General features: G+C 67.1%; 20 protein-coding genes and 1 tRNA gene. 15 read left to right on the top strand and 6 right to left on the bottom strand.

Annotation, left to right across the window (positions count from 1 at the left end; translation table 11 throughout):
• Nucleotides 1-11: 11 nt before the first annotated feature.
• The 6 genes from H5U26_RS08295 to H5U26_RS08270 all read right to left on the bottom strand — a co-directional run bounded on the left by H5U26_RS08295 (nt 12) and on the right by H5U26_RS08270 (nt 5,122).
• Nucleotides 12-695 carry a Fe2+-dependent dioxygenase gene (locus H5U26_RS08295; RefSeq protein WP_290618544.1) on the bottom strand — a complete coding sequence of 228 codons (684 nt, stop codon included), beginning with the start codon at nt 693-695 and terminating at the stop codon, nt 12-14.
• A gap of 67 nt (nt 696-762) precedes the next feature.
• Nucleotides 763-2,952: a TonB-dependent siderophore receptor gene (locus H5U26_RS08290; RefSeq protein WP_290618542.1), complete on the bottom strand. Its 2,190-nt coding sequence runs from the start codon at nt 2,950-2,952 to the stop codon at nt 763-765.
• A gap of 93 nt (nt 2,953-3,045) precedes the next feature.
• Complete coding sequence (locus H5U26_RS08285; protein WP_290618540.1) at nt 3,046-3,471, bottom strand: biopolymer transporter ExbD; 426 nt, start codon at nt 3,469-3,471, stop codon at nt 3,046-3,048.
• Complete coding sequence (locus H5U26_RS08280; RefSeq protein ID WP_366055918.1) at nt 3,471-4,223, bottom strand: MotA/TolQ/ExbB proton channel family protein; 753 nt, start codon at nt 4,221-4,223, stop codon at nt 3,471-3,473. The genes H5U26_RS08285 and H5U26_RS08280 overlap by 1 nt, the downstream gene beginning before the upstream one ends.
• Nucleotides 4,223-4,936: an energy transducer TonB gene (locus H5U26_RS08275; RefSeq protein ID WP_290618538.1), complete on the bottom strand. Its 714-nt coding sequence runs from the start codon at nt 4,934-4,936 to the stop codon at nt 4,223-4,225. The genes H5U26_RS08280 and H5U26_RS08275 overlap by 1 nt, the downstream gene beginning before the upstream one ends.
• 9 nt (nt 4,937-4,945) lie before the next feature.
• Nucleotides 4,946-5,122, bottom strand: a complete 177-nt coding sequence (locus tag H5U26_RS08270) for a hemin uptake protein HemP (protein WP_290618536.1) — start codon at nt 5,120-5,122, stop codon at nt 4,946-4,948.
• A 568-nt stretch (nt 5,123-5,690) separates the two neighbouring features.
• Here H5U26_RS08270 and carA point away from each other — a divergent pair.
• The 15 genes from carA to H5U26_RS08195 all read left to right on the top strand — a co-directional run bounded on the left by carA (nt 5,691) and on the right by H5U26_RS08195 (nt 19,895).
• Nucleotides 5,691-6,821, top strand: coding sequence for a glutamine-hydrolyzing carbamoyl-phosphate synthase small subunit (carA, locus tag H5U26_RS08265; RefSeq protein WP_290618534.1), 1,131 nt, complete (start codon nt 5,691-5,693; stop codon nt 6,819-6,821).
• An 8-nt stretch (nt 6,822-6,829) separates the two neighbouring features.
• Nucleotides 6,830-10,057 (top strand): carbamoyl-phosphate synthase large subunit, encoded by a 3,228-nt coding sequence (carB, locus tag H5U26_RS08260; RefSeq protein WP_290618532.1) that lies wholly within the window; start codon nt 6,830-6,832, stop codon nt 10,055-10,057.
• Nucleotides 10,054-10,530, top strand: coding sequence for a transcription elongation factor GreA (gene greA, locus H5U26_RS08255; RefSeq protein ID WP_290618530.1), 477 nt, complete (start codon nt 10,054-10,056; stop codon nt 10,528-10,530). The genes carB and greA overlap by 4 nt, the downstream gene beginning before the upstream one ends.
• A 24-nt stretch (nt 10,531-10,554) precedes the next feature.
• Nucleotides 10,555-11,184 (top strand): RlmE family RNA methyltransferase, encoded by a 630-nt coding sequence (locus H5U26_RS08250; RefSeq protein WP_290618529.1) that lies wholly within the window; start codon nt 10,555-10,557, stop codon nt 11,182-11,184.
• A gap of 24 nt (nt 11,185-11,208) precedes the next feature.
• Entirely contained in the window at nt 11,209-13,107 is a 1,899-nt protein-coding gene (gene ftsH, locus H5U26_RS08245) for an ATP-dependent zinc metalloprotease FtsH (RefSeq protein WP_366055917.1), read from the top strand.
• Between the two features lie 48 nt (nt 13,108-13,155).
• Nucleotides 13,156-13,992, top strand: coding sequence for a dihydropteroate synthase (gene folP / locus H5U26_RS08240; RefSeq protein ID WP_290618527.1), 837 nt, complete (start codon nt 13,156-13,158; stop codon nt 13,990-13,992).
• The gene (glmM, locus tag H5U26_RS08235) at nt 13,985-15,334 is read left to right on the top strand and encodes a phosphoglucosamine mutase (RefSeq protein WP_290618525.1); all 1,350 of its coding nucleotides are present in this window, start codon (nt 13,985-13,987) and stop codon (nt 15,332-15,334) included. Before folP ends, glmM begins: the two co-directional genes overlap by 8 nt.
• A gap of 86 nt (nt 15,335-15,420) precedes the next feature.
• Nucleotides 15,421-16,167 (top strand): triose-phosphate isomerase, encoded by a 747-nt coding sequence (gene tpiA / locus H5U26_RS08230; RefSeq protein ID WP_290618523.1) that lies wholly within the window; start codon nt 15,421-15,423, stop codon nt 16,165-16,167.
• The gene (gene secG, locus H5U26_RS08225) at nt 16,164-16,523 is read left to right on the top strand and encodes a preprotein translocase subunit SecG (protein WP_290618521.1); all 360 of its coding nucleotides are present in this window, start codon (nt 16,164-16,166) and stop codon (nt 16,521-16,523) included. The genes tpiA and secG overlap by 4 nt, the downstream gene beginning before the upstream one ends.
• 4 nt (nt 16,524-16,527) lie before the next feature.
• A tRNA-Leu gene (locus tag H5U26_RS08220) sits at nt 16,528-16,612 on the top strand.
• An 87-nt stretch (nt 16,613-16,699) separates the two neighbouring features.
• Nucleotides 16,700-17,062 (top strand): NADH-quinone oxidoreductase subunit A, encoded by a 363-nt coding sequence (locus H5U26_RS08215; RefSeq protein WP_068802820.1) that lies wholly within the window; start codon nt 16,700-16,702, stop codon nt 17,060-17,062.
• Nucleotides 17,053-17,529 carry an NADH-quinone oxidoreductase subunit B gene (locus H5U26_RS08210; protein ID WP_290618518.1) on the top strand — a complete coding sequence of 159 codons (477 nt, stop codon included), beginning with the start codon at nt 17,053-17,055 and terminating at the stop codon, nt 17,527-17,529. The genes H5U26_RS08215 and H5U26_RS08210 overlap by 10 nt, the downstream gene beginning before the upstream one ends.
• A gap of 3 nt (nt 17,530-17,532) precedes the next feature.
• A complete protein-coding gene (locus H5U26_RS08205) occupies nt 17,533-18,141 on the top strand; it encodes an NADH-quinone oxidoreductase subunit C (RefSeq protein WP_290618516.1) in 609 nt (202 codons plus the stop codon).
• Between the two features lie 6 nt (nt 18,142-18,147).
• Entirely contained in the window at nt 18,148-19,401 is a 1,254-nt protein-coding gene (locus H5U26_RS08200; protein WP_290618515.1) for an NADH-quinone oxidoreductase subunit D, read from the top strand.
• Nucleotides 19,398-19,895: an NAD(P)H-dependent oxidoreductase subunit E gene (locus H5U26_RS08195; RefSeq protein ID WP_290618513.1), complete on the top strand. Its 498-nt coding sequence runs from the start codon at nt 19,398-19,400 to the stop codon at nt 19,893-19,895. The genes H5U26_RS08200 and H5U26_RS08195 overlap by 4 nt, the downstream gene beginning before the upstream one ends.

Raw genomic sequence — 19,895 nt, 5'->3', positions numbered from 1 at the left:
CGGGTTTATGTTCAGACCTCGGCCCACATGCGCAGCAGGTTGTGGTAACACCCGGTCAGGCGCACCACGGCCGGGCTGTCGCCGGTGTCGGTGCGCAGGGCCAGGATGGCCATGTCGAGCTCGTACAGCAGGCGGCGGCGTTCGGTCTCCCGCACCATGCTCTCGATCCACATGAAGCACGCCAGGCGGGCGCCGCGGGTGACCGGCTCGACGCGATGCACGCTGGAGGCCGGATACAGCACCAGGTCGCCGGCCGCCAGCTTGACCCGCTGGCTGCCGAAGCTGTCCTCGATCACCAGCTCGCCGCCGTCGTAACTGTCCGGGTCCGAGAGGAACAGCGTGGCCGACAGGTCGCTGCGCACGTGGCGGGCGGTGGCCGGATGAGTACGGATGGCGTTGTCGATGTGACTGCCGAAGGCGTTTCGGGCGCCCTCGTAGCGGTTGAACAGCGGCGGGTAGATGCGCTTGGGCAATGCGGCGGTGAAGAACAGCGCGTTCGTGCTCAATGCCTGCAGCACCAGGGCGCGCGCCTGCGCCGCCGCCGGTGCGTCTTCCGGCAGTTGCTGGTTGTTCTTAACCAGATTCGACTGTGTGCCGGCGGTGACGCCGCCGTCGATCCAGTCGGCGCCGGTCAGCAGGCGGCGGCACTCCGCAAGGGTGCCGGCATCCACGACCTGCGGAATCTGTAGCAGCACGGCGCCTCCCGCGAGCGATTAGGGCGCGCCGGGCCGCCCCTGGCAAGGGCGCTCGGCACGCTCAGGGTCAGAACTTCAACTCGGTTACCAGCTGCACTGCCCGGCCGGTGCCCGGCACCACATGACCGCCGTTTTCATACAGCGACTCGTAGTAACGCTTGTCGAACACGTTCATCAGGTTCAGCTTCACCTCATAGCGGCGCTGTTCGTAGGCCACCATGGCGTCCCAGCGCCGGTAGGCGGGCGCCACGTTGGGCGTGATCGCTGCCGTGCCGCCGCCGATGCCGTAAGCCAGACGCTTCGCCTTGGCTTCGACGCCGCCGCCCACTTTCCAGCCGTGGTCCAGCTTGTAGGTAGTCCACAGATTGTAGGTATAGGTGGGTGCGTTGCGTGGGCGCATGCCCTCGACATTCGGATTGCCGCCCGGGCGGGCGGTGTCGATGCGCGGGTCCATCAGCGCCGTGCCGGCGAATACCTCCCAGCGCGGCGTGATGCGCCCGGCGGCTTCCAGCTCGATGCCATCGGTGTGGCGCTTTTTGGTGAGCAGCGGATTGGCGCCGGCTGTTTCGATATCGGTATTGCGTTCCCAAGTCTTTTCGGTGCGGTAGATAGATGTGCGCAGTGACAGATCGCCCTCGAACAGCTCCCATTTCGCGCCCAGCTCATACGTGCGGCTGCGCTCGGCCGGCCACACGACGCTGGTCGGCGTGAACTGGTAGAGGTCGGCGGTCGGATTGAACGAGTCGCTCCAGGCGGCGTAGTAGTGCTGGAAATCGGTCGGCTGGTGCGACAGACCGGCCCGGTAGCTCCACTCGCCGTACTTCACCTTGGCACCGGTGCTGTAGTCGGCGTCCAGATCGTCCCAGCGGGCACCGCCAAAGACCTTCCAGCCGGGCAGGAATTCGATCATGTCCTGCAGGTATGGCGCCCAGGTGCGGCCCTCGTAGGTGGTGATGCCGTTCTTGACGCGGTTGCCGTAGGTTGCCGGCAGCAGTGGCGAGGCGTTCGGGTTGCCCACCGTGGTGGGGGGTGCGACGGCGCTGGCGATGGCGTTGTAAGACCAGCGGCCGGCCTCCTCGTCGAGCAACTCCAGGCCAAACAGTACCTCGTGCTTGAGCCAACCGGTGTCGAACTTGGTGGTCAGGTCGGTCTGGCTGGTCCAGGTTTTCTCCTCGCCGCCGCGCGCCTGGCGGCCACGGTTCAGGATGGCCGTGCCGTTGGCAATCGATGCTTCCGTTGCACCCGCCGCCAGGCGCGGCACCACGCCCCACAGGTCGCGCGTGTAGTCGGCGTGGCGCAGCACCGTGCGCAAGGTGGTATTGGTCGAATAGCTGTACTTGTAAGTGGCGGTGGTGATGTTCGTGCGGTTGTCTTCGTAGTCGTCCGTAGTGCCGAAAAAACGGTCCTTGGGCACATCGAGCGGCCGCTGCTGGAAGAACGGTACGCCGTAGTCGGGCGTGTTGTGCGTCTTCAGGTACATGTGACTGAGCGTCAGTTCGTGGGCCGTGCCCAGGCCCAGCGCAATGCTCGGTGCGACGCCTTCACGCTCGGAGTTGACGTAGTCGCGGGTGCTGCCGGCGTCGGTTTTCATCACGTTAAGGCGCACCGCCGTGTGATCGGCCAGCACATAGTTCAGATCGGCCGTGCCGCGGCGGTAGGTGTCGGTGCCGCCGGTCAGCGCCACTTCGTTGCGGTTCTGCAGCATCGGCAGTTTGCTGGCCTGGTTGATGACACCGCCGGCCTGACCGCGGCCAAACAGCATGGCCGCCGAGCCGCGCAGCACGTCCACCTGTTCCAGGTTGAAGGTTTCGCGGTTGTACTGGGCCACGTCGCGGACACCGTCCAGGTACAGGTCCCCAAACGAATAGAAGCCGCGCAACATCATGTTGTCGCCGATGCGGCCGCCCTCGCCGGCGTTGAACGTCAGCCCGCTGACGTGGCGCAGGGCTTCCTTCAGCGTGTTGGCGTTGGTCTCCTGCATCAGCTGCTGCGATACGACAGTCAGCGCCTGCGGGACGTCCTTGGCCAGCTGGTCGATCTTGCCGACGCGCGTGGTGCCGCCCTGGTAGCCCTCGGGCGTGTCGTCGAGGCGATCGTCCTGTACGTTCACCTGCGGCAGGGTGGTTTCGTCGGCGGCCAGTGCGCCCAGTGGCGCCAGCAGCATGCCGGTGACCAGGGCGCCCAGCGGCAGGGAAATTCTTGAGGCGGGAGTCGGGGTTGCAGCCGGCGTGGTCCGGTGGGGCTTCGCGCATTGCATGGAGTGCTCCGGGATGGATTCGGACGGTGGAGCTGGCTGGCATGCACGGGCTGGCTGGCTGGATTTGGTGATCGACAGGCGGAACGGGTCAGGTCATGGCGTTTCCCCCTTCGGGGTCGTGACAAAACCGATGCGCTCGAGTCCAGCGCTGGCCGCGGCGGCCATTACCAGCGCCACCTTGCGATAGGCCACGGCGCCGTCGGCGCGCAGGCGCAGTTCCGGCTGCGGGTGGCGTTGCGCGGTGGCGGCCAGGCGTGCGGCGAGTTCCTCTTCAGTCACCGGTTCGGCGTTCCAGAAGGTCTGGCCCTGGGCGTCGATGCTGACCTCGATCGCCTGCGGATCGGCCGGCGCCGGCGCGCTGCTGGCCTGCGGCAGGTCGACGCGCACGGCGTGGGTGAGCAGCGGCGCGGTGACGATGAAGATCACCAGCAGCACCAGCATTACGTCGATCAGCGGGATCATGTTGATCTCCGCCGTCGGCCGTTGCTGGCCCTGGTCGCCGAATCCTCCGAAGGCCATCAGGCGGACTCCTCGATCAATCGGCTCACCGGCGGCGCAGGGTGTGCCGGGGTGGGCTCCCGGCGTGCCGGAGTGGAGCGGATGCCGGTCGACATGAAGGCGAACAGGTCGTGCGCGAAGCCATCGAGCTCGGCAAGCAACAGGCGGTTGCTGCGGGCGACGGCGTTGTAGGCCAGCACGGCAGGAATGGCGACGGCAAGACCCAAGGCGGTCATGATCAGCGCCTCGCCAACCGGGCCGGCTACCTTGTCGAGGCTGGCCTGGCCGCTCATGCCAATCGCGAGCAGGGCGTGGTAAATGCCCCACACGGTGCCGAACAGGCCAACGAATGGCGCTGCCGAGGCCACCGAAGCCAGCAGCGTCTGGCCGTACTCGAGGCGGGCGGTGTCCTGCTCGATGGCGCGGCGCAAGGCGCGCGTCAGGAACTCATCGGGCGGCACGGATTCGATCAACCGCTGGCCGGTGCGTGCGGCGTACTGCTGCGCCGCCGCCAGTCCCTGGGCGGTCAAGTTCGAGAACGGCTCGTCGGCACCCCGCGCCCGTACGAAATCACCCAGTTCCTCCAGCCCCTGGGCCTGCTGGAATACGGCCATGAACTGCCGGCGCTGACGCGCCATGCGCCAGCTGGACAGGGTCTTGGTGGCGATCAGGTACCAGGTGGCCAGCGACATCGCCAGCAGGATCACCAGCAAGAACCGGCCGACGCCGTCGACGTGCGACAGAAAGTGGGCAATGCCAAGCGTCTGCTCCATCAGGAATTCCTCAGATTGAATGAAATAGGCACCAGAACCCAGGCGCCCACCGCCTCGCTCCCGCGCCGGGCAGGGACGAAGCGCCAGCGCCGCACGGCCGTCTGGGCGGCGGTGTCAAGTCGCTGTGAGCCGCTTGATTGGCGCAACTCGACCTGGGTCGGTGTTCCGTTGGGATCGACATAGACCCGCATCAGGACGCGTCCCTGTTCACCCAGACGACGCGAAAGGGGCGGATAGGGCGGCGCCGGATTGTTCAGATACGCGGCGTCGAAGCGCGGTTGGGTCACTTCCACGGGCGCCGTCGTGGCAGCGGGTGCCGCGACCGCCGGGGCGTCCGAAATGCTGGCGGATACGACTGTCGGGGCCGGTGCCGAGGGGACGGATTGGGTCGGCGCCGGGGCTAAGGGCATCGGTTTCGCCGCCACCGGCCTGGGTGCCGGGCGGCGCTGCGGTCGCGGCTGTGGGCTGGGAATCGGTGGCGCCTTCGCCGCTTGTGCCGCTGCCGGCTGCGGGGCTGGGGATTGCGGCGCCGGGCGTGGTTCCGGTTGAGGTTCAGCGATCAGACTCATCTGGATGATCTGCGGCGGCGTCAGCGGCAGGGTCGGAACCTGACGCAGCAGCAGGAAGGCCGCGAGTGCGTGCAGGACAACCGCGCAGCCGGCGCCGGCGATGCCCTCGTGCACAGGCTGCGCACGGCCTACCCGATCGGTCATGGGCATGGCTCAGGCCGTCAGAATGAGCTTGTTGGCGGCCGTCAGGCGCAGGCTGTACTCGCGCGTGCCATGCACGATCACCACATGGCGCATCCCGACAAACAATTGCTCGCTGGTGTAGCGGGGCGGTGCGCCTTCCGCCTCGTCGGTCGGTCCTTTGCGCGGCGGTGCGTTGCTGTCAGTCATGGTCGTGAGTGCCGGACAGGGGTGAAAACTGACGTTCTTGGTAATGTTAATGCGAGTCAGTCGCAATAATATATCAGCATTGCGTCAAGAACCAATCGTTAAGGTGGGTCTGGGCGAGCCTGGCGAGCGGGTCCTATCCTCACCGGCTCGGCGCACGCCGCTTCATCCTTTCGCGGCGGCTCACTGCGCTTGAGCGATGCCGTCCTTAATCGAGGGCTGGTTGTCCGCAAAGATTTCCAAGATGAAGGTTGGCGACAGCAAGCCCTCGAGCCTGCTCGTCGACATCGCCCGTGCCGTCCGCCATCGTCCTTGCGAAGCGCCTGGCCGATCTCGCAGGCTTTTCTCGTCCGTGTCGGTTCGCGGTCGTTCGGCGGCTGTAACGTCGCGAAGCGGGGTGGTAAACAATCGATCGGCCGGGGTTTTGGTGGGTGCCCCCGTCGATTGCCGTGCTTGGCCACGGCCGGGCAGTGCCGGTAGAATGCCGGCCTTACCAGCACCTGTGTCGACGGGCGGCGGCAACGCCCTCCGTCGCTTTTGCTGCGCCCGATCCCAAGCCGCGGAGCCCGTCTTGCCCGAGCCAGCCCTTCTCGCCCTCGCCGACGGCACGCTGCTGCACGGCGCCGCCATCGGCGCCAGCGGTCACAGTGTCGGCGAGGTGGTGTTCAACACCGCCCTGACCGGCTATCAGGAAATCCTCACCGATCCGTCGTACTGCCGGCAGATCGTGACGCTCACCTATCCGCACATCGGCAATGTCGGCTGCAACCCGGACGACGCGGAGTCGCCGCAGGTGTACGCCGCCGGGCTGGTGATCCGCGATCTGCCGCGCGCCTACAGCAGCTGGCGCGGGCGCGAATCCCTGGACACCTACCTGCGTGCGCGCAATGTGGTGGCCATTGCCGGCCTTGACACGCGCGCCCTGACTGGCCGCCTGCGCCGTGGCGGGGCGCAGGCCGGTTGCATCGTTGCCGGAGCGGACATCGACGCCGATTTCGCGGTGGCGCAAGCCCGCGCGTTCGGCGGCCTGGCTGGCGCGGATCTGGCCAAGGTCGTCAGCAGCGAAAGCCGCTATGAATGGACCGGCGGCGCGTGGACGCTGGATGGCTTTGCGGCGCCGCCCGCGCCGCGCTTTCGGGTGGTGGCTTACGACTTCGGCATCAAGCGCAACATCCTGCGCTGTCTGGTGCAGGCCGGCTGCGCAGTGACCGTGGTGCCGGCTACCACACCGGCAGCACAGGTGCTGGCGCTGAATCCGGACGGCGTGTTCCTGTCGAATGGACCGGGCGATCCGGAGCCCTGCGATTACGCCATCGCCGCCATCCGGGAGTTTCTGGACCGCGGCATCCCGCTGTTTGGCATCTGTCTTGGCCACCAGCTGCTGGCTCTGGCGGCCGGTGCGCGCACGGTCAAGATGAAATTCGGCCACCACGGCGCCAACCACCCAGTGCTGGAAACGGCCACCGGCCGGGTGCTGATCACCAGCCAGAACCACGGCTTCGCGGTCGACGAGGCAAGCCTGCCGGCCTGTCTGTCGGCCACCCATCGGTCGCTGTTCGACGGCTCGCTGCAGGGCATTGCCCACTCCGGCCAGCCGGCCATCGGTTTCCAGGGCCACCCGGAAGCCAGCCCCGGGCCGCACGACGCCGCCCATCTGTTCAACCGCTTCGCCGACCTGATGGCGGCCCACCGCGGCGCCTGAGGAATCCCGTGCCCAAACGTACCGACATCCAGACCATCCTGATCATCGGCGCCGGGCCGATCGTGATCGGCCAGGCCTGCGAGTTCGACTACTCCGGCGCGCAGGCCTGCAAGGCGCTGCGCGAGGAAGGCTACCGGGTGGTGCTGGTCAACTCGAACCCGGCCACCATCATGACCGACCCGGACATGGCGGATGCCATCTACATCGAGCCGGTCACCTGGCAGGTGGTGGAGAAGATCATCGAGCGCGAGCGCCCGCAGGCGCTGCTGCCGACCATGGGCGGCCAGACGGCCCTGAACTGTGCGCTCGACCTGGCCCGTGAGGGCGTGCTCGAAAAATTCGGCGTGCAGATGATCGGCGCCACTCGCGACGCCATCGACAAGGCCGAGGACCGCGAGCGCTTTCGCGAGGCCATGCGCCGCATCGGCCTGGGCACGCCGCGCTCGGCGCTGGCCCACAGCATGGAAGAAGCCATTCAGGTGCAGGCACAGATCGGCTTTCCGACCATTATCCGGCCGTCGTTCACGATGGGCGGCAGCGGTGGCGGCGTGGCCTGGAACCGCGAGGAATTCGTCGCCATCTGCGAGCGTGGCCTGGATCTGTCGCCGACCGGCGAGCTGCTGATCGAGGAGTCGATCATCGGCTGGAAAGAGTTCGAGATGGAGGTGGTGCGCGACCGCAACGACAACTGCATCATCGTCTGCTCGATCGAGAATTTCGACGCCATGGGCGTGCACACCGGTGACTCGATCACCGTCGCGCCGGCGCAGACTCTGACCGACCGCGAATACCAGCTCATGCGCGACGCCTCGATCGCCGTGCTGCGCGAGATCGGTGTCGAGACCGGGGGCTCGAACGTGCAGTTCGCCGTCAACCCGAAGGATGGCAAGCTGGTGGTGATCGAGATGAACCCGCGCGTGTCGCGCTCGTCGGCGCTGGCCTCCAAGGCGACCGGCTTTCCGATCGCCAAGGTGGCCGCCAAGCTGGCGGTCGGCTACACGCTCGACGAACTCAAGAACGACATCACCGGCGGCGCCACGCCGGCCTCGTTCGAGCCGACCATCGATTACGTGGTCACCAAGGTGCCGCGGTTCAACTTCGAGAAGTTTCCGCAGGCCGATGCCACGCTGACCACGCAGATGAAGTCCGTGGGCGAGGTCATGGCCATCGGCCGGACCTTTCAGGAGTCGCTGCAAAAGGCGCTGCGCGGACTGGAAACCGGCATCGACGGCCTGACACCGCTGCTGGACTGCGCAGCGCCGGACGCCATGGACCGGCTGCGCCAGCGCCTGCGCGTGCCCGGCGCCGACCGCATCCGCTACATCGGCGACGCGTTCCGCTGCGGACTGACGCTGGACGAAGTTCAGACCCTGACCGGCATCGACCCGTGGTTTCTGGATCAACTGGCCGAGCTGGTGCAGACCGAGGCGGTCATCGCCGACGCGAGTCTTGCGGCCACGGCGGCCGTCACGCTGCGCGCCTGGAAGCGCATGGGTTTTGCCGACAGTCGCCTCGCGAGCCTGCTCGGGGCCAGCGAGGATGCCGTGCGCCAGCGCCGCCGGCAGCTGGGCGTGCTGCCGGTCTACAAGCGGGTCGATTCCTGCGCCGCCGAGTTCCCGGCCGCCACCGCGTATCTGTATTCCACCTACGAGCAGGAGTGCGAGGCGCAGCCGACCGATCGGCGCAAGGTGATGATTCTGGGCGGCGGCCCGAACCGCATCGGCCAGGGCATCGAGTTCGACTACTGCTGCGTGCACGCGGCGCTGGCGCTGCGCGAGGCCGGTTACGAGACCATCATGGTCAACTGCAACCCGGAGACGGTGTCCACCGACTACGACACCGCCGACCGGCTGTATTTCGAGCCCCTCACGCTGGAGGACGTGCTCGAAGTCGTGCGCGTCGAGCAGCCGGTCGGGGTCATCGTGCAGTTTGGCGGCCAGACGCCGCTGAAGCTCGCCCGGGCGCTGCTGGCCGCCGGTGCGCCGATCATCGGCACCACGCCGGACGCCATCGACCGCGCCGAGGACCGCGAACGCTTCCAGCAGGTGGTCGACAAGCTTGGCCTGCTGCAGCCGGACAACCGCATGGCCGCCAGCCTGGAACAGGCACTCGCCGCCGCCGGGCAGATCGGCTACCCACTGGTGATGCGCCCGTCCTACGTGCTGGGCGGGCGGGCGATGGAAATCGTCTACGACGAGGACGGCCTGCGCGCCTACATGCGCAACGCCGAGCACGTGTCGGCCGCCTCACCGGTGTTGCTGGACCGTTTTCTGGATGACGCGCTGGAAGTCGACGTCGACGCCGTGTGCGACGGCAAGGATGTCGTCATCGGCGGCGTGATGGAACACATCGAACAGGCCGGCGTGCATTCCGGCGATTCGGCCTGCTGCCTGCCGCCCTACAGCCTGGCGCCCGAGGTGGTGGACCAGATGCGCCGCCAGACCGTGCTGCTGGCGCACGAATTGGGCGTGGTCGGTCTGATGAACATCCAGTTCGCGGTCAAGAACGGCGATGTGTACCTGCTGGAGGTGAACCCGCGCGCGTCGCGCACGGTGCCGTTCGTGTCCAAGGCCACCGCAGTGCCGCTGGCCAAGGTGGCGGCGCGCTGCATGGTCGGCATCGGTCTGGCCGAGCAGGGCCATGATCACGAGGTGCTGCCACCGTATTACTCGGTCAAGGAAGCGGTGTTCCCGTTTGCCAAGTTCCCCGGTGTGGACATCATCCTGGGGCCGGAGATGAAATCCACCGGCGAGGTGATGGGCATCGGCCGCAGTTTTGGCGAGGCCTATGGCAAGGCGCAGCTGGCCTCCAGCAACCCGCTGCCGACCGGCGGGCGTGCCTTCATCAGCGTGCGTCAGGCCGACAAGACGCCGCTGCTGGTTCAGGTGGCGGCGGACCTGCGACAGTTCGGCTTCGAACTGGTGGCCACGCGCGGTACGGCCGAGCTGCTGATCGACGCCGGCATTCCCTGCGGCGTGGTCAACAAGGTCAAGGAAGGCCGACCACACATCGTGGACATGATCACCAACGGCGAGATTGCGTTCATCCTGAACACGACCGAGGGCAAGCAGGCAATCGCCGATTCGTTCGCCATTCGCGCCGCGGCGCTGCGTTTCAAGGTGCCGCACACCACCACGCTGGCCGGCGCGCGCGCCACCTGCCTTGCGCTGCAAAGCGGGCGCGAGATTCGCGTCGAGAGCCTGCGCCAACTGCATATCGAACTGAGACCAACATGACCCGTGAACCCATTACCGCCCGCGGCGCCGAGCAGCTGCGGCGCGAACTCGAAGACCTCAAATCCGTGCAGCGCCCACGCGTTATCGCCGCCATCGCCGAGGCGCGCGCCCACGGCGACCTGAAGGAAAACGCCGAGTACCACGCGGCCAAGGACCAGCAGGGTTTCATCGAGGGCCGCATCAGCGAAATCGAGGATCGCCTGGGCCGCGCCGAGGTGATCGACCCGGCGAAGCTGGCGGCCGGCGGCAAGGTGGTGTTCGGCGCAACGGTTACGCTGGTCAACGTCGACACCGACGAGGAAGTCACCTACCAGGTGGTCGGCATGGACGAGGCCGATATCAAACAGGGCCGGCTGTCGTTCCGGGCGCCCCTGGCGCGCGCCATGATCGGCCGCGAGGTGGGCGATCAGGTACTGGTACCGGCACCGGGCGGCGAGCAGGTCTATGAAATCCTGGCCGTCGAGTATCGCTAGCGCCGCGCCCGCGGTGATCCGGCCTTGAGCGGGCGCGGCTCCAGCCGCCGCTGGCTGCAGCAGCACGTTGCCGATCCCTACGTGCGCCAGGCGCAGGCGCAGGGCTACCGCTCGCGGGCCAGCTTCAAGCTGCTGGAGATCAACCGGCGCGATCGCCTGCTGCAGCCGGGCGCGACGGTGGTCGATCTGGGCGCGGCGCCGGGTGGCTGGTCGCAGGTGGCGAGCACCATCGTCGGGCCGCGCGGCCGGGTGCTGGCGGTCGACCTGCTGGACATGGCGCCGCTGCCGGGTGTTCAGTTCATCCTGGGCGATTTTGGGGACGCTGCGGTGCTGGAGCACATGCTCGGCCTGCTGCCGGACGGCGCCGACCTTGTAATGTCCGACATGGCGCCCAATCTGAGTGGTGTGCGCGATGTCGATCAGCCGGCGGCGCTGCACCTGGCCGAGCTGGCGCTGGACTTTGCCGGTCGGGTGCTGAAACCGCGCGGAGCACTGCTGGTCAAATGCTTCGAGGGCGCGGGCAGCCAGGGGCTTCGGGCGGTATTTGCCGAGCATTTCGAGCAGGTACTGGTGCGCAAGCCCGACGCCTCGCGCGACCGCAGCCGCGAGCACTACCTGATCGGCCGCGGTATGCTGCCGATAACCCCGCAATAACCGCCGCGACCGGAGATTCGCTACGTGAATTCAATGTCCCGCAACGTCATCCTCTGGGTCGTGGTGGCGCTGGTGCTGATGGCCGTGTTCAACAGCTTCGGTCCGCAACGGGCCACCGAGCGCACGCTGGATTACTCGCAGTTCATCGCCGAGGTGAAGGGCAATCAGGTGGACCGCGTGGTCATCGAGCAGGGCGCCGTGCGGGGCGTGACCAAGGGCGGCGAGAAATTCGTCGTCTACACGCCCGAAGACCCGCACATGATCGACGACCTGCTGGCCAACAATGTCGGCATCGAGGTGGCGGCGCCGGACCGCCAGTCGCTGCTGATGCAGGTGTTCATCTCGTGGTTCCCGATGCTGCTGCTGATCGGCGTGTGGGTGTTCTTCATGCGCCAGATGCAGGGCGGTCCCGGCGGCAAGGGCGGCGTGATGCCATTCGGCAAGAGCCGGGCGCGCATGCTGACGGAGGATCAGGTGCGGGTCACGTTTGCCGACGTGGCCGGTGTCGACGAGGCCAAGGAAGAGGTCCACGAACTGGTCGAGTTCCTGCGCGACCCGTCCAAGTTCCAGCGCCTGGGTGGCCGCATTCCGCGCGGCGTGCTGATGGTCGGCTCACCCGGCACCGGCAAGACCCTGCTGGCGCGGGCGATTGCCGGCGAGGCCAAGGTGCCGTTCTTCACCATCTCGGGCTCGGACTTCGTGGAGCTGTTCGTAGGCGTCGGTGCATCCCGCGTGCGGGACATGTTCGAGCAGGCCAAAAAGCACGCGCCGTGCATCATCTTCATCGACGAGATCGACGCCGTCGGCCGGCACCGCGGTGCGGGCCTGGGCGGTGGGCATGACGAGCGCGAGCAGACCCTGAACCAGTTGCTGGTCGAGATGGACGGCTTCGAGGGCAACGAAGGCGTCATCGTCATTGCGGCCACCAACCGTCCGGACGTGCTCGACCCGGCCCTGTTGCGGCCCGGCCGCTTCGACCGGCAGGTCGTCGTGCCGCTGCCGGACATCGTCGGCCGCACGCAGATTCTGAAAGTCCACATGAAGAAGGTACCGCTGGCCAGCGACGTGGATCCCGAGGTAGTGGCCCGTGGCACGCCCGGTTTCTCGGGCGCCGATCTGGCCAATCTGGTCAACGAGGCGGCCCTGTTCGCGGCGCGTTTCAACAAGCGGGTCGTGGACCAGGACGACTTCGACCGTGCCAAGGACAAGATCATGATGGGTGTCGAGCGCCGCTCGATGGTCATGAACGAGGACGAGAAGCGCTTGACCGCCTACCACGAGGCTGGCCATGCCATCGTCGGCCTGTCGGTGCCCTCGCACGACCCGGTCTACAAGGTCAGCATCATCCCGCGCGGCCGGGCGCTGGGCGTGACCATGTTCCTGCCCGAGGAAGACCGCTACAGCCTCAGCCGCGAGCGCCTGGAGAGCCAGATCTGCAGCCTGTACGGCGGGCGCATCGCCGAGGAGCTGATCTTCGGGCCGCAGGCGGTGACCACCGGCGCGTCCAACGACATCAAGCGCACCACCGAGATCGCCCGCAACATGGTGACTCGCTGGGGCATGTCGGCGCGCCTGGGGCCGATGACCTTCGAGGAGGACGAGGGCGAGGTGTTCCTGGGCCGCAGCGTGACCCAGCACAAGAACGTGTCGGACGAGACGGCCGCGGCCATCGACGAGGAAATCCGCGCCATCCTGGAGCGCAACTACGCCAGGGCCAAGGAAATCCTGACCGCGCGTCTGGATACCCTGCACGCGATGGCGGATGCGCTGATACGTTTCGAGACCATCGACAAGGACCAGATCGACGACATAATGGCCGGCCGCCCGCCGCGCGTGGTCGTTCCGCAGGCCAGCGATCGGCCGGCGCCGCCGCCGGCACCGGCCGCGGAACCCGGCGCGGACGGCGCCCCGAGCCTGCCTTAGCGCCCACCGGCGCCGGCCGCGGTTGGCTTGCGTGCCTGCCTGAATCGCATGCTCTTGGATTGCGCTGGCAAGCCGCTGGACCTGTCACGTCCGGCGGTGATGGGTGTGCTGAACCTGACGCCCGACTCGTTCTCGGGCGATGGTCTGGGGAGCAATGTCCAGGCCGCCTGCGCGCGGGCGATTGCCCTGCAGGCGGCCGGCGCGGCGCTGATCGACATCGGCGGGGAATCGACACGCCCCGGTGCGGCCCGGGTGTCGGTCGATGAGCAACTGCAGCGGGTGCTGCCGGTCATCGAGTGCCTGGCACCGCAGCTTCGGGTGCCCATTTCGATCGACACCCGCCATGCGCAGGTGATGCGCGCGGCGGTCGCCGCTGGCGCCGGCCTGATCAACGATGTGGCGGCGCTGCGCGAGCCAGGCGCCCTGCAAGCCGCGGCCGATCTTGGCGTGCCGGTCGTGCTCATGCACATGCAGGGCGAGCCCGGCACGATGCAGCAGGCGCCGCGGTATGTGGACGTGGTGGCCGAGGTGGCCGAATTTCTGGAGGAGCGGGTGGCCGCCTGCGAGCGGGCCGGTATCGCACGGCGGCAGTTGCTGCTCGATCCCGGATTCGGTTTCGGCAAGACCGCCCAACACAACCTGGCTCTGTTGCGCGGCCTGCCGCGGCTGGCGCAGGCGGGCTTGCCAATGGTGGTCGGCCTGTCGCGCAAGTCATTGATCGGGGCCCTGACCGGCGCGGCGGTGACGAACCGGCTGGGCGGCAGCATCGCGCTGGCCCTTTTGGCAGCCGAGCGCGGCGCCCGGTTGCTGCGCGTGCACGATGTCGAACCTACCGTGCAGGCGCTGGCCATGCTGGAGGCCGTACAAGGAGGGGATCATGGCTGAACGACGCTATTTCGGCACCGACGGGGTGCGCGGCACGGTCGGGAAAGGGTTCTTCACGCCGGATTTCGTGCTCCGTCTGGGCTGGGCGGTCGGCGCGGTGCTGCGCCGGGAAGGCCGTGGCACGGTGGTGGTGGGCAAGGACACGCGCGTGTCCGGGTACATGCTCGAATCGGCTCTGGAAGCCGGCCTGTCGGCGGCAGGCATGGACTGTCTGCTGCTGGGGCCGATGCCGACGCCGGCCGTGGCCTACCTGACTCGCACCTTCCATGCGCGGGCCGGCGTCGTCATCAGCGCCTCGCACAACCCCTACGCCGACAATGGCATCAAGTTGTTCTCGGCCAGTGGCGAGAAGCTTCCGGATACGCTGGAGGCCCAGATCGAGGCCTGCCTGGAGCAGCCCCTGGAAATGGTGCCGCCGACCCAGATCGGCAAGGCGCGTCGGGCGGTGGATGCGGGGGGGCGCTATATCGAGTTCTGCAAGCGGGCCCTGCCGGATCACACCGATCTGCGGGGACTGAAAATCGTCGTGGATGCCGCCCACGGCGCCGCGTACCAGGTCGCGCCGGCGGTGTTCCGGGAGCTGGGTGCCAGCGTGACGGCCATCGGCGTCAGTCCGGATGGCTTCAACATCAATTGCGATTGCGGTACCACGGCGCCGGCCGCGCTGCAGCGCGAAGTGCTGGCGCAGGGCGCGGACCTGGGCGTGGCGCTCGACGGCGATGCCGATCGGCTGCTGATGGTGGATGCCACCGGTGAGCTGGTGGACGGCGACGAGATTCTGGGGCTGCTGGCGCTGGCCCGTCAGGCGGCAGGTACGCTCGGTGGCGGTGTGGTCGGCACGCAGATGAGCAATTTCGGCCTGGAGCGTGCGCTGCTGGACGCCGGCATTGCCTTCGATCGGGCGCAGGTCGGTGACCGCTATGTCATGGAGCAGTTGCGGGCGCGCGGCTGGCTGCTCGGTGGCGAAACCTCCGGTCACCTGATTTGTCTGGACCGCACCAGCACCGGCGATGGCCTGGTAACCGCCTTGCAGGTATTGTCGGTGCTGCGCGCCACCGGCCGACCACTGGCGGAGCTGAAGCGCTTCATGACCAAGTACCCGCAGCGGCTGGTGAACGTGCCGCTGGTGGCCGGCTTCGATCCGGACCGCTCGCAGCGGGTGCAGCAGGCCATCGAGGAAGCCCGGGCGAGCCTCGATGGGCGAGGACGGGTGCTGCTTCGCAAGTCTGGCACCGAGCCGTTGGTGCGGGTGATGGTGGAGAGCCAGGACGCAGTGCAGGTGGAGGCGCTGAGCGAGCATATCGCGGCGCAGTTGCGGGCGGCCATGGCACAGGCCAACTGACCCGTCAAAGCCGCGTGCCGGTTTGATTCGGGGCTGGCGCGCCAGTACCATGCGCGCCTTTTCCGCAGCCGGATTGCCGAGCATCGATGTCCCGTTCACTGGTGGTCGGTAACTGGAAAATGCACGCCAGTCGGGCGCAGGTGAACGAGCTGCTGGGCGCGCTGAAAGCGGGCATGCCGGCGTTGGCCCGGATTGATGTGGCAGTTTGCCCACCTTATCCGTACCTCATGCAGGCCGCACACTTGTTGGCCGGAAGCGGGATTTTCCTGGGCGCGCAGAACCTGGCGGTGGAGGCGTCCGGCGCCTACACCGGCGAAGTGTCCGGGCCGATGCTGGGCGATGTCGGTTGTCGGTATGTCATCGTCGGACACTCCGAGCGGCGCAGTCTTTATGGCGAGGACAACGCCCTGGTGGCGCAAAAATTCCGCGCCGCGGTCAGTCACGGACTGGTGCCGATCCTGTGCGTGGGTGAGCATCTGGCCGAGCGCGAGGCGAATGCGACCGAGGCCGTGCTGGCCGCCCAGATCGACGCGGTGCTCGAGCTGTGCGGTGATGAGGCGCTCGCCGGCGCGGTAATTGCCTACGAGCCCGTGTGGGCCATTGGCACCGGGCGGGTGGCGACGCCCGAGCAGGCGCAGGCGTCGCACCGCTTCATCCGCGATCGGGTCAGTCGCGGCGGGCGGACACCCACGCTGCTTTATGGCGGCAGCGTGAAGCCGGATAATGCGGCTGGGCTGTTCGCGCAGCCGGACGTGGACGGCGGTCTCATTGGCGGTGCCAGTCTGGTGGCCGACCAGTTTCTTTCCATTTGCAAGGCGGCACTTCCCCGATGATGATGGTTCTGCTCGTGGTTCATGTGGCGATCTGCCTGGCGCTGGTCGGACTGGTGCTGATCCAGCAGGGGCAGGGCGCCGAGGCGGGCGCGGCCTTCGGCAGCGGTGCCTCGCAGACGGTGTTTGGCAGTCGCGGCGCCGGTTCGTTCCTGACCCGCCTGACCGGCTGGCTGGCAACGGCCCTGTTTCTGACCAGTCTGGTGCTGGCCTATCTGGGCGCGCACGCCAGCGGACCGGCGAGCGTTACTGATAAACTGGCGCCCGCGCCGGTGAGCCAGCCGGCCGTGCCGACAGCACCGGCACCGGCTGGCGACGGGGCTGCTCCGGCACAGGCGCCTTCGACGCCCGCCAAGTGATTCGGCCGATGTGGTGGAATTGGTAGACACGCCATCTTGAGGGGGTGGTGACGCAAGTCGTGTCGGTTCGAGTCCGACCATCGGCACCAGATGTTTGACGCGTCCCGCCAGCGGGGCGCCAGCAGAATTCCGAACAACAACCACTGTCGCGAGCCAAGGATCAGGATTCCTCACGCATGTTGCTGCAATACCTGCCCATCGCCCTGCTGCTGGCAGTCGGCGTGGCCATCGGGGCCATCGCCATCCTGGCCGGGCGCTTCATTGGCCCCAACCGGCCCGACAAGCAAAAGAACGCGCCCTACGAGTGCGGCTTCGAGGCTTTCGAAGACGCTCGCATGAAGTTCGACGTGCGCTACTACCTGGTGGCCATCCTGTTCATCATCTTCGATCTGGAAGTGGCCTTCCTGTTTCCGTGGGCGGTGGGCCTCAAGCAGGGCCTGGTCGGCGGCTTCGGTTTTCTGGCCATGATGCTGTTCCTGGGCCTGTTGGTGGTCGGCTTCATCTACGAGTGGAAGAAAGGGGCGCTCGAATGGGAGTAGAGGCACTCGGCGAGCGGGGCTTTCTGACCACCACCGTCGATCAGGTGGTCAACTGGAGCAAGACCGGCTCCCTGTGGCCGGTGACCTTCGGACTGGCCTGCTGCGCCGTGGAGATGATGCAGGCCGGTGCGTCGCGCTATGACCTCGACCGCTTCGGCATCATCTTTCGCCCCAGTCCGCGCCAGTCGGACCTGATGATTGTGGCCGGCACGCTGGTCAACAAGATGGCCCCCGCGCTGCGCAAGGTGTACGACCAGATGGCCGAGCCGCGCTGGGTGCTGTCGATGGGGTCCTGCGCCAACGGCGGCGGGTACTACCACTACTCCTACGCCGTGGTGCGCGGCTGCGACCGGATCGTGCCGGTAGACGTCTACGTGCCAGGCTGTCCGCCGACGGCGGAGGCGTTGCTGTTCGGGCTGATCCAGCTGCAGAACAAGATTCGCCGCACTCACACCATCGCCCGCTGAGCCATGAGCATCCGGGCCGACAATCTGCTGGTGCGCCTGCGCGAAACCCTGGGTGAGGCTTGCGGTCAGGCCAGTGTCGGCGCCGCCGACCAGATCACGCTGAAGATCCCCGCCGAGGCGGTGGAGGCCGTCTGCCGGACGCTGCGCGACACGCCCGATCTGGCCTTCGATCAGCTGATCGACGTCTGCGGCGTGGACTACAGCGACTTTCCGCAGGAACCGGATGCCACACGGCCCAGGTTCGCGGTCGTCTACCACCTGCTGTCCACCACGCAAAACGCCCGGCTGCGCGTGCGCGCCTATCTGGACGACGAATTCCCGCTGGTCGCTTCGGTCATCGACGTGTGGCCGGCGGCCAACTGGTTCGAGCGCGAGGCCTTCGATCTGTTGGGCATCGTCTTCGACGGCCATCCGGACCTGCGGCGCATCCTCACCGACTATGGCTTCGTCGGTCATCCGCTGCGCAAGGATTTTCCGCTCAACGGCGAGGTCGAGATGCGCTACGACGCGCAGCAGGGCCGCGTGGTGTACGAGCCGGTGAGCATCGAGAATCGCATCAGCGTGCCGCGCGTGCGGCGCGACGATTTCCGCTACGAACACCCGGCCGGGTAGGGCGACATGGCCGAGATCCGCAACTACACGATGAACTTCGGGCCGCAGCATCCGGCCGCCCACGGCGTGCTGCGCCTGGTGCTGGAAATGGACGGCGAGGTGGTGCAGCGCGCCGACCCGCACATCGGCCTGCTGCATCGGGGCACCGAAAAGCTGGCCGAGAGCAAGCCGTACAACCATTCCATCGGCTACATGGACCGGCTCGATTACGTGTCCATGATGTGCAACGAGCACGCCTACGTGCTGGCTATCGAGAAGCTGCTGGGCATCGAGCCGCCGATACGCGCGCAGTACATCCGCGTGCTGTTCGACGAGATCACGCGCGTCCTGAATCACCTGATGTGGTTGGGCGCCCATGCGCTCGACATGGGCGCCATGACGGTGTTCCTGTACTGCTTTCGCGAGCGCGAGGACCTGATGGACTGCTACGAGGCGGTCTCCGGCGCGCGCATGCACGCGACCTACTACCGCCCCGGCGGCGTGTACCGCGACCTGCCGGACAGCATGGCGAAGTACGAAACCTCCAAATGGCGCGACGAGAAAGCCATCAAGGCCATCAATCGCGACCGCGAGGGCAGCCTGCTGGATTTCATCGAGGCCTTCACCGAGCGCTTCCCCGGCTGCGTCGACGACTACGAGTCCCTGCTCACCAACAACCGCATCTGGAAGCAGCGCACGGTCGGCATCGGCGTGGTCAGTCCCGAGCGGGCGCGGCAACTGGGCTTCACCGGCCCCATGCTGCGCGGCTCCGGTGTGGCCTGGGATCTGCGGCGCAAGCAGCCGTACGAGGTCTACAACGAGCTGGACTTTCAGGTCCCGGTGGGCGTCAACGGCGACTGCTACGATCGGTATCTGGTGCGCGTGGCCGAGATGCGCCAGTCCAACCGCATCATCCGCCAGTGCGTGGACTGGCTGCGCGCCAATCCCGGGCCGGTGATGCTCGCCGATCACAAGATCACGCCGCCGTCGCGCACCGAAATGAAGGCCGACATGGAGGCCCTGATCCACCACTTCAAGCTTTTCACCGAGGGCTACGCCGTGCCGCAGGGCGAGGTATATGCCGCGGTGGAGGCGCCCAAGGGCGAGTTTGGCGTGTACATGATTGCCGACGGCTCGAACAAGCCCTATCGGGTCAAGCTGCGCGCGCCGGGTTTCCCGCACCTGGCGGCCATCGACGAGATGGTGCGCGGCCACATGCTGGCGGACCTGGTGGCCATCATCGCCACCCTGGACATCGTGTTTGGCGAGATCGACCGATGACACAGCCGTATCAGGGCATTCTTTCGGAACACGCCCGCCACGAAATCGATCACTGGGTGGCGAAGTTCCCGGCCGATCAGAAACGCTCGGCGGTGCTGGCGGCGTTGCGCGAGGTGCAGCACGAGAACGGCGGTTACCTCACCGTCGAGCTGATGGATGCGGTGGCCGGGTACCTGCAACTGGAAGCCATGGACGTGTACGAGGTGGCGAGCTTCTACTCGATGTTCGAGACCAAGCCGGTCGGCCGCCATTCGATTTCGGTCTGCACCAACATCTCGTGCATGCTGCGCGGCGCCGACGACATCGTGGCGCATGTCGAGCGCAGGCTCGGCGTGAAGCTCGGTCAGAGCACGCCGGACGGCAAGTTCTATCTGAAGCCGGAGGAAGAGTGCCTGGCCGGCTGCTGCGGCGCGCCGATGATGCAGGTGGATCACGTCTACCACGAGCATCTGACGCCGCAGCGGGTCGATCAAATCCTGGACGCGCTGGACTGA

The sequence above is a fragment of the Immundisolibacter sp. genome, from assembly GCF_014359565.1.
GTDB lineage: Bacteria > Pseudomonadota > Gammaproteobacteria > Immundisolibacterales > Immundisolibacteraceae > Immundisolibacter.
Note: the sequence above shows the minus strand (reverse complement) of the source record. Positions and strands in the feature narration are given on the sequence as shown.

Excerpts from the sequence above, each read along its gene's own strand:
- H5U26_RS08290 (WP_290618542.1), bottom strand. The coding sequence starts at position 2,952 with ATGCAATGCGCGAAGCCCCACCGGACCACGCCGGCTGCAACCCCGACT.
- H5U26_RS08285 (WP_290618540.1), bottom strand. The coding sequence starts at position 3,471 with ATGGCCTTCGGAGGATTCGGCGACCAGGGCCAGCAACGGCCGACGGCG.
- H5U26_RS08280 (WP_366055918.1), bottom strand. The coding sequence starts at position 4,223 with ATGGAGCAGACGCTTGGCATTGCCCACTTTCTGTCGCACGTCGACGGC.
- H5U26_RS08275 (WP_290618538.1), bottom strand. The coding sequence starts at position 4,936 with ATGACCGATCGGGTAGGCCGTGCGCAGCCTGTGCACGAGGGCATCGCC.
- H5U26_RS08270 (WP_290618536.1), bottom strand. The coding sequence starts at position 5,122 with ATGACTGACAGCAACGCACCGCCGCGCAAAGGACCGACCGACGAGGCG.
- greA (WP_290618530.1), top strand. The coding sequence starts at position 10,054 with ATGACCCGTGAACCCATTACCGCCCGCGGCGCCGAGCAGCTGCGGCGC.
- folP (WP_290618527.1), top strand. The coding sequence starts at position 13,156 with ATGCTCTTGGATTGCGCTGGCAAGCCGCTGGACCTGTCACGTCCGGCG.
- glmM (WP_290618525.1), top strand. The coding sequence starts at position 13,985 with ATGGCTGAACGACGCTATTTCGGCACCGACGGGGTGCGCGGCACGGTC.
- tpiA (WP_290618523.1), top strand. The coding sequence starts at position 15,421 with ATGTCCCGTTCACTGGTGGTCGGTAACTGGAAAATGCACGCCAGTCGG.
- secG (WP_290618521.1), top strand. The coding sequence starts at position 16,164 with ATGATGATGGTTCTGCTCGTGGTTCATGTGGCGATCTGCCTGGCGCTG.
- H5U26_RS08215 (WP_068802820.1), top strand. The coding sequence starts at position 16,700 with ATGTTGCTGCAATACCTGCCCATCGCCCTGCTGCTGGCAGTCGGCGTG.
- H5U26_RS08210 (WP_290618518.1), top strand. The coding sequence starts at position 17,053 with ATGGGAGTAGAGGCACTCGGCGAGCGGGGCTTTCTGACCACCACCGTC.
- H5U26_RS08205 (WP_290618516.1), top strand. The coding sequence starts at position 17,533 with ATGAGCATCCGGGCCGACAATCTGCTGGTGCGCCTGCGCGAAACCCTG.
- H5U26_RS08200 (WP_290618515.1), top strand. The coding sequence starts at position 18,148 with ATGGCCGAGATCCGCAACTACACGATGAACTTCGGGCCGCAGCATCCG.
- H5U26_RS08195 (WP_290618513.1), top strand. The coding sequence starts at position 19,398 with ATGACACAGCCGTATCAGGGCATTCTTTCGGAACACGCCCGCCACGAA.